The organism is Kitasatospora sp. NPDC059571, from assembly GCF_042735675.1.
Lineage (GTDB): Bacteria > Actinomycetota > Actinomycetes > Streptomycetales > Streptomycetaceae > Kitasatospora.
The window spans coordinates 1-7413 of record NZ_JBHWBW010000397.1 but is presented as its reverse complement, the minus strand read 5'-3'; the positions used below and the strand labels follow the sequence as shown (position 1 = coordinate 7413).

Below are 7413 nucleotides of genomic sequence, written 5' to 3'. Positions count from 1 at the left end.
CACAGAGAGAAACCCCCCCCGCCCCGGCCCGCCCGGGGGCGGGCCCGCGGTCGCGGTAGGAGTCCACCGAGGCGAGGATCCGCTTCCAGGCCGCGGGCGGGTCGACGGGCCAGCCCAGCCGGCGGCAGACACCCTCCTTCCACACCTCGCCGCGCGGCACCTCGGGCCAGCCCGGGATGCCGACACTGGAGGGCTTCACGGCCTGCCAGACGTCGATGTAGGGGTGCCCGACGACCAGCACCGAGTCACCCGTCACCCGGGCGGCGATCCGGTGCTCCTTGGTGCCCGGCAGCAGGTGGTCGACCAGGACGCCGAGCCGCCGGCCGGGGCCGGGGCCGAATTCCGCGACGATCGCCGGCAGGTCGTCCACGCCCTCCAGGTACTCCACGACCACGCCCTCGATCCGCAGGTCGTCGCCCCACACCCGCTCCACCAGCTCCGCGTCGTGCCGGCCCTCGACGTAGATCCGCGACTCCCGGGCCACCCGGGCCCGGGCGCCGGGCACCGCGATCGAACCGGAGGCGGTCAGCCCGGGCGTGCGGGCGGGCGCCGGCCCGGTCGGACGGACCAGCGTCACCACCCGGCCCTCCAGCAGGAACCCGCGCGGCACCATCGGGAACACCCGGTGCTTGCCGAAACGGTCCTCCAGCGTGACCGTGAACCCCTCCGCAGTCTTCTCGCACCGCACCACGGCCCCGCAGAACCCGGTGGCCGCCTCCTCCACCACCAGCTCCCGCTCCGCCGCCACCTCCGGCGCCGCCTCCTGCCGCTTCCACGGCGGGGTCAGGTCCGGGCCGTACTCCCTGCTGCGCATGGACGAATTCTAGGCATCCTGACGTGGGCTCATCCCTCATCCGGCGTACGGCGAGTTGACCGCCAGCACGGCGGCGACCCGCTCGCGGACGGCCGCCGCGTGCCGCAGCGGCACCGCCTCGCCGTGCCGCCGCTCGGGCCGGACACCGCGGTCGGCCAGCAGATAGAGCACCCGCAGCGTGCGCATCGTGTTGGAGGCGTACGGCGGCACCGGGCCGGGCTCCGCGGCGGCGAAGTCGGCGGCGATCGGCTCCAGCCACGCCAGCGACTCGCTCTCGGTCAGTTCGGCGCGGGTCAGCACCACGGCCAGGGCGAAGCCGAGCCGGTCGTCCTCCATCGCGTCGAAGACGTGCGCGGTCGGGGCGAGCAGCCGGCTGCAGGCCGTGGCCAGCAGGGGCGCCGGGTCGGCCCGCGGGCAGCGGCCGAAGGCGGCCAGCAGGTCGGCGCCGTGCGCGACGGCGTGCAGCCAGCCGAGCCGCTCGTCGTGGCCGCGCAGGTCGCGCTCGCCGGGGTACCACTGCGTGAAGGCGGACAGCCAGGCCGGGTCGTACCCGCCGCACCCCACGATCCTCGCCAGCACGAGCGGGGCGAAGGTCCGCGCCTGGATCTCCGGGGCGGTGAACCACCCGGCCAGCCGGTCGCCGAGCTCCTGCCGCCGGGACGGCTCCAGCAGCGGGACCCACTGCGCCAGCCGGGTGAAGGCCAGCTCGTCGCGGAGCACCGGGTCGGGCGAGCGCAGGGCGCCGACCACCTCGTCCAGGAGCTCGGGGGAGGGGGCGGTCGCGGTGGTGCCGGTCCAGTCGATCACCCGAGCGACCCTAGGGCCGCCGCCACCGGTCCGGCTACAGGCCCGGGGCGCCCCAGACCGGGAACCAGCGGGTCAGGTCCTGTTCGATCCGGAGGTCGTCGCCGAGCATGGCCTTGACCTGGAGCTCGACCGGGCTGTTGCGCTTCTCGCCGCCGCCGGGCATCGGGGCGAAGGGGTAGAACGTGCCGCGCTTGTAGAGGTAGACCAGGCCGAGGGACTGGCCCTCGGTGTTGCGGAAGGCGACGATCGAGCAGAGCAGCTGCGGGCCGAAGCCGTTGGCCTCCAGCTCGCTGTTGACCGCGTGCAGGTCGTTGACCAGGTCGGGCAGCTCCTCGGGGGTGTGCCGGGCCAGCAGCCAGGAGTAGCCGTAGGAGTCCCGGGAGGCCTCCACCGGGACGCCGCCGCGGTCGGCGTCGGCGTCGAGCAGGGCCCGCACCTGCCGCTGCACCTCGTCGAAGGCGCCGCCCTCGACGGCCGCGAAGCAGACCGAGCCGAGCCCGGTCGGCCGGAAGCCGGCCGCCGCCTCCAGGGTGAGCGCGGCGGACGGGATGCCGAAGAGCTGGTCGAGGTCGGGCCGGACCGGCTTGGTCCGGCCGAGCAGGGCGTCCAGGAATCCCACGGGGTCTCCTCTCAGTGGCCGGCCTCGCCGTGGCCGAGCTCGGTGCTGATCCGGGCCAGCTGGGCCAGCCGCTGCTCCAGCGTCGGGTGGGTGGAGAACAGCTGGGCGGCGGTCTCCCGGGCGCCGAGCGCCGGGGCGAAGTAGAAGGCGTTGTACGGCTGCGAGCGGCGCAGGTCCTCGCTCGGGATGGCGGCGATCTGCCCGGTGACCTTGGTGAGCGCCGAGGCCAGGGCGCTGGGCCGGCCGGTGAGCTGGGCGGCGGCCCGGTCGGCGGCGAGCTCGCGGTAGCGCGACAGCAGCCGGGTGAGCAGGAAGCTCAGCGCGTAGACGACCATGCTGGCCAGCGGGATGACGATCAGCGCGATCGCGGTGTTCGGGTCGTTGCTGTTGCGGTTGTTGCCGTAGAAGCCCCCGTAGAAGGCGATCCTGGTCATCGCCCCGGCGAGGACGCCGAGGAAGCCCGCGATGGTCATCACCGCGACGTCCCGGTGGGCGACGTGCGACAGCTCGTGGGCGAGGACGCCCTCCAGCTCCTCGGGCTGGAGCCGGCGCAGCAGGCCGGTGGTGACGCAGACCACCGCCTTGTCCGGGTTGCGGCCGGTGGCGAAGGCGTTCGGCATGTCGTTGTCCGCGACGGCGACCCGCGGCTTGGGCATGTCGGCCAGCGCACAGAGCCGGTCGATCGTGCCGTGCAGCTGCGGGTACTGCTCGGGGCTGACCTGGTGGGCGCCCATCGCCTTCTCGGTGATCTTGTCGCTGAACCAGAACTGGGCGACGAACAGCGCGCCGGAGATCAGCACGATGATCGGCCAGGCGCCGCGCAGCAGCGCGATCAGCAGTCCGGTGAAGCCGACGTAGACCAGGCCGATGAGGAACATCGTGGTGACCATCCGACCGGTGAGACCGCGGTCGGGTGCGAAGCGGGAGTGCTGCCGTGACGACGACATCGCTGCTCCTTCGATAGCTCGCTCGACTTCGATGCTGCCACTCCCCGGCCGGAGGGGCACCGTCCGCCACGACGGGATCGGTCGAGGATCACGTGGGCGGCCCGTTCCTGCCGTCGAAGGTGGGCCTTACACTGGCAGGTACGGTTTTGGCACTCTGCCATCCGGAGTGCCAGACAACGGACGGCTACCCGACTCAACGGACGAAGACGGAGGTGCGTGCCCCATGGCCGGCGAGCGCAGGGCCGACGACGGCAGGGCCGACGCCCGCCTGGTCGAGGCGCGCCCGAACGTCCGGCCGCTGGACGAGCGGCGCCTCGCGGTGCTGCGGGCGATCGTCCAGGACTACGTGGGCACCGAGGAGCCGGTCGGCTCCAAGGCCCTGGTCGAGCGGCACAACCTCGGGGTCTCCCCGGCCACCGTCCGCAACGACATGGCGGCGCTGGAGGAGGACGGCTTCATCCACCAGCCGCACACCAGCGCCGGCCGGATCCCCACCGACAAGGGCTACCGGCTGTTCGTCGACCGGCTGGCCGAGGTCAAGCCGATGACCCCGCCCGAGCGGCGCGCCATCCGGCACTTCCTGGAGGGCGCGGTCGACCTGGACGACGTGGTGGCCCGCACGGTGCGGCTGCTCGCGCAGCTGACCCGGCAGGTCGCCGTCGTGCAGTACCCGTCGCTGACCCGCTCCACCGTGCGGCACGTCGAACTGGTCGCGCTCGCCCCCGCCAAGGTGATGCTGGTGCTGATCACCAACACCGGCCGGGTGGAGCAGCGGATGGTCGACTGCCCGGGCTCGGTCGGCGAGAGCGTCCTGGCGGACCTGCGCACCAAGCTCAACGCCCGGGCCGCGGGCCGGCGGCTGCCCGACGTCCCGGCGCTGCTGGAGGACCTGCCGGCCGGCTTCGAGCCCGCCGACCGCCCGACCGTCTCCACGGTGCTCGCCACCCTGTTCGAGACCCTGGCGGAGCAGAACGAGGAGCGGATCATGCTGGCCGGCACGGCCAACCTGACGCGCTTCGGCCACGACTTCCCGCTGACCATCCAGCCGGTCCTGGAGGCCCTGGAGGAGCAGGTCGTCCTGCTCCGCCTGCTGGGTGAGACCGCGGAGTCCGGGATGACGGTCCGGATCGGCCGGGAGAACGACTACGAGGGCCTCAATTCCACGTCCGTCGTCTCCGTCGGTTACGGTTCGGGCGACCAGAGCGTGGCAAAGCTGGGTGTGATCGGTCCGACCCGGATGGATTACCCGGGCACAATGGGGGCGGTGCGAGCGGTGGCACGGTACGTGGGTCAGATCCTGGCCGAGTCGTAGGAGCACACCGCGCCCGGCGCGGGAGACCAGTCGCAAGCACTTCTAAGAGGCGGAACAAGCGGAGCATTTGGTGGCCACGGACTACTACGCGGTACTCGGCGTCCGGCGGGATGCGGGCCAGGACGAGATCAAGAAGGCGTTCCGTCGCCTCGCGCGCGAACTGCACCCGGACGTCAACCCGGACCCGAAGACGCAGGAGCGGTTCAAGGAGATCAACGCCGCCTACGAGGTGCTCTCCGACCCGGCCAAGCGCCAGGTGTACGACCTCGGCGGCGACCCGCTCTCCCCGAACGGCGGCGGCGGTGGCGCCGGCGGCTTCGGCGCGGCCGGCTTCGGCTTCTCCGACATCATGGACGCCTTCTTCGGCGCCGCGGGCGGCCAGCGCGGCCCCCGCTCGCGCACCCGGCGCGGCCAGGACGCGATGATCCGGCTGGAGATCACCCTGGAGGAGGCCGCCTTCGGCACCACCAAGGAACTCCAGGTCGACACCGCCGTCACCTGCACCACCTGCAACGGCGAGGGCGCCGCACCCGGCACCTCCGCGCAGACCTGCGACATGTGCCGCGGCAAGGGCGAGGTCTCCCAGGTCACCCGCTCCTTCCTCGGCCAGGTCATGACCTCCCGGCCCTGCCCGCAGTGCCAGGGCTTCGGCACCGTCGTGCCGACCCCGTGCCCGGAGTGCGCCGGCGACGGCCGCGTCCGCGCCCGCCGCACCCTCACCGTGAAGATCCCTGCCGGTGTCGACAACGGCACCCGGATCCAGCTCGCCGGCGAGGGCGAGGTCGGCCCGGGCGGCGGCCCGGCCGGCGACCTGTACGTGGAGATCGCCGAGACCGCCCACCCGACCTTCCAGCGGCGCGGCGACGACCTGCACTGCACGGTCACCATCCCGATGACCGCGGCCTCGCTCGGCACCCAGGTGCCGCTGCAGACCCTCGACGGCGTCGAGGAGGTCGACATCCGGCCCGGCACCCAGTCCGGCCAGTCGATCCCGCTGCACGGCCGGGGCATCACCCACCTGCGCGGCGGCGGCCGGGGCGACCTGATAGTGCACGTCGAGGTGCAGACCCCCACCAAGCTCGACCCCGAGCAGGAGGAGCTGCTGCGCCGCCTGGCCCTGCTGCGCGGCGAGGAGCGGCCCTCGGGCCAGTTCGCGCCCGGCCAGCAGGGGCTGTTCTCCCGCCTCAAGGACGCCTACACCGGCCGCTGATCCGGCTCCTGCCCGGCGGGGGACACCCCCCGGCGGGGCAGCGGCGTGTCCGCACCCGAAAGGAACCCCCGCATGACCGCGCCCGTCTTCGTCGTCGAGAGCGCCCTGCTGGCCGGCGCGGCCCCCGGCGCCCTGCTGCGGCTGGACGGGCCCGAGGGCCGGCACGCCGCCGCCGTGAAGCGGCTGGAGCCCGGCGAGGCGATCACCCTCGCGGACGGCCTCGGCCGCGGCGCGGACGGCACGGTCGCCGCCGTGCACGGCAAGGACGCGCTGGACGTCGAGGTCGCCGCCGTCCGGACCGAGCCCGAGCCGAGCCCGCGGATCACCGTCGTCCAGGCCCTGCCCAAGGGCGACCGCGGCGAGCTCGCCGTGGAGACCATGACCGAGGTCGGCGTGGACGCCGTGATCCCGTGGGCCGCCTCCCGCTGCATCACCCAGTGGAAGGGCGACCGCGGCGCCAAGGCGCTCGCCAAGTGGCGGGCCGCCGCCCGCGAGGCCGGCAAGCAGTCCCGCCGGCTCCGCTTCCCCGAGGTCCACGACCCGATGACCACCCGCCAGCTGCTGCCGCTGCTCGGGCAGGCCGCGCTCGCCGCGGTGCTGCACGAGGAGGGCGCCGAACCGCTCGCCTCCGCCGCCCTGCCCGGCACGGGCGACATCGTCCTGGTGGTCGGCCCCGAGGGCGGCGTCTCGCCCGAGGAGCTCGCCGCGTTCGCCGGTGCGGGCGCCGCCCCCTACCGGCTCGGCCCCTCGGTGCTGCGCACCTCCACCGCGGGCGTGGCGGCCGGCGCCCAGCGCCACCGCCGCCCCCGCCCCGGGGCCCCCCACCCCGCCCCCCCGCGCCTGCTCGCCCCCACCGGCCCCCCCCCCCGGGGTGCGGCCATCACACCCCGCGCGGCCCCCCCCCACCGCCCGGCCGGGCGCTTCTGCGCCCGGCCGTCCCGCGTTCTCCGGCGTTCGCCCGTGCGGGCCGGGTGCCGCTCAGCCGCGGTAGGCCGGCATGCCGGGCCCGGCGACCGCGAGGACCGGTGCGGCGGAGCCGTCGACGGGCAGGGTGACGACGCCGGCGGCGGTGCGGGCGGCGATCGTCCGGCCGTCCGGCGACCAGGCCGGCTCGGTGTAGTCCGTGGTGGCGTGCGGGGTGAGGTCCCGGGCGACCGGCTTCCCCTGCTGCACGTCCTGCACGAAGAGGTGGTCGTGGCCCGCGACCGACCGGACGAAGACGATCTCCTCGCCGTCCCGGGAGAGCGCCGGCTCGGAGCCGACGGCGATCGCGGCGCCCTGCTGGCGCAGGTAGTCGTCGCGGACGTAGACCTCGTGGTCGGTGGTGTTGGCGTAGACGGTGGTGCCGTGCTGGGCGCCGCCGCCGCTGATCCAGACGTTCCCGGTGGTCGGCAGCGGCTTCGCGTCCTCGTCGGAGAAGGTGTTCAGCGACAGCGGCTCGGGCGCGGCCCCGACGGCGGTCGCCGGCACGCCGACCAGACGGGCGGCGGCGCCCTGCCCGACGGTGAAGAGGATGTTGTTCTTCGCCGGGATGCGGTTCGCGGTGTCGGCCGTGTCGACCTGCCAGGTGGGGTGCGACCAGGTCTGACCGCCGGTGTTGCGGGCGACCACGACCCGGCCGCTGCCGTCGGGGTGGGACACCGACAGGTTGCCGGCGCCGTCGATGTAGTCCCCCCGGCAGCCCGCGGGGGACCCCCCCCGGTC

Annotated in this window: 7 protein-coding genes and 1 pseudogene; 3 read left to right on the top strand and 5 right to left on the bottom strand. The window is 74.4% G+C overall.

What is annotated here, in order from left to right:
• The 4 genes from ACFV0G_RS30890 to htpX all read right to left on the bottom strand — a co-directional run.
• The coding region (locus ACFV0G_RS30890) for a DUF3097 domain-containing protein (protein ID WP_380555158.1) at nucleotides 1-814 on the bottom strand (814 nt) is incomplete at its 3' end.
• Between the two features lie 36 nt (nucleotides 815-850).
• Nucleotides 851-1621: a DUF2785 domain-containing protein gene (locus tag ACFV0G_RS30885; RefSeq protein WP_380555156.1), complete on the bottom strand. Its 771-nt coding sequence runs from the start codon at nucleotides 1619-1621 to the stop codon at nucleotides 851-853.
• Between the two features lie 34 nt (nucleotides 1622-1655).
• Nucleotides 1656-2240 carry a hypothetical protein gene (locus tag ACFV0G_RS30880; protein WP_380555154.1) on the bottom strand — a complete coding sequence of 195 codons (585 nt, stop codon included), beginning with the start codon at nucleotides 2238-2240 and terminating at the stop codon, nucleotides 1656-1658.
• A gap of 11 nt (nucleotides 2241-2251) precedes the next feature.
• Nucleotides 2252-3187, bottom strand: a complete 936-nt coding sequence (htpX, locus tag ACFV0G_RS30875) for a zinc metalloprotease HtpX (protein WP_380555152.1) — start codon at nucleotides 3185-3187, stop codon at nucleotides 2252-2254.
• A gap of 223 nt (nucleotides 3188-3410) precedes the next feature.
• Between htpX and hrcA the strand changes: the two genes are divergently transcribed.
• The 3 genes and pseudogenes from hrcA to ACFV0G_RS30860 form a co-directional block, all read left to right on the top strand.
• Complete coding sequence (gene hrcA / locus ACFV0G_RS30870; protein ID WP_380555150.1) at nucleotides 3411-4499, top strand: heat-inducible transcriptional repressor HrcA; 1089 nt, start codon at nucleotides 3411-3413, stop codon at nucleotides 4497-4499.
• A 70-nt stretch (nucleotides 4500-4569) separates the two neighbouring features.
• A complete protein-coding gene (gene dnaJ, locus ACFV0G_RS30865) occupies nucleotides 4570-5709 on the top strand; it encodes a molecular chaperone DnaJ (protein ID WP_380555148.1) in 1140 nt (379 codons plus the stop codon).
• A 72-nt stretch (nucleotides 5710-5781) separates the two neighbouring features.
• Nucleotides 5782-6498, top strand: a pseudogene (locus ACFV0G_RS30860) (16S rRNA (uracil(1498)-N(3))-methyltransferase); the annotation flags it as partial.
• A gap of 189 nt (nucleotides 6499-6687) precedes the next feature.
• Here the strand turns inward: ACFV0G_RS30860 and ACFV0G_RS30855 are convergent.
• Nucleotides 6688-7413, bottom strand: a 726-nt coding sequence (locus tag ACFV0G_RS30855; protein WP_380555159.1) for a TolB family protein, incomplete at its 5' end; no start/stop codon positions are given.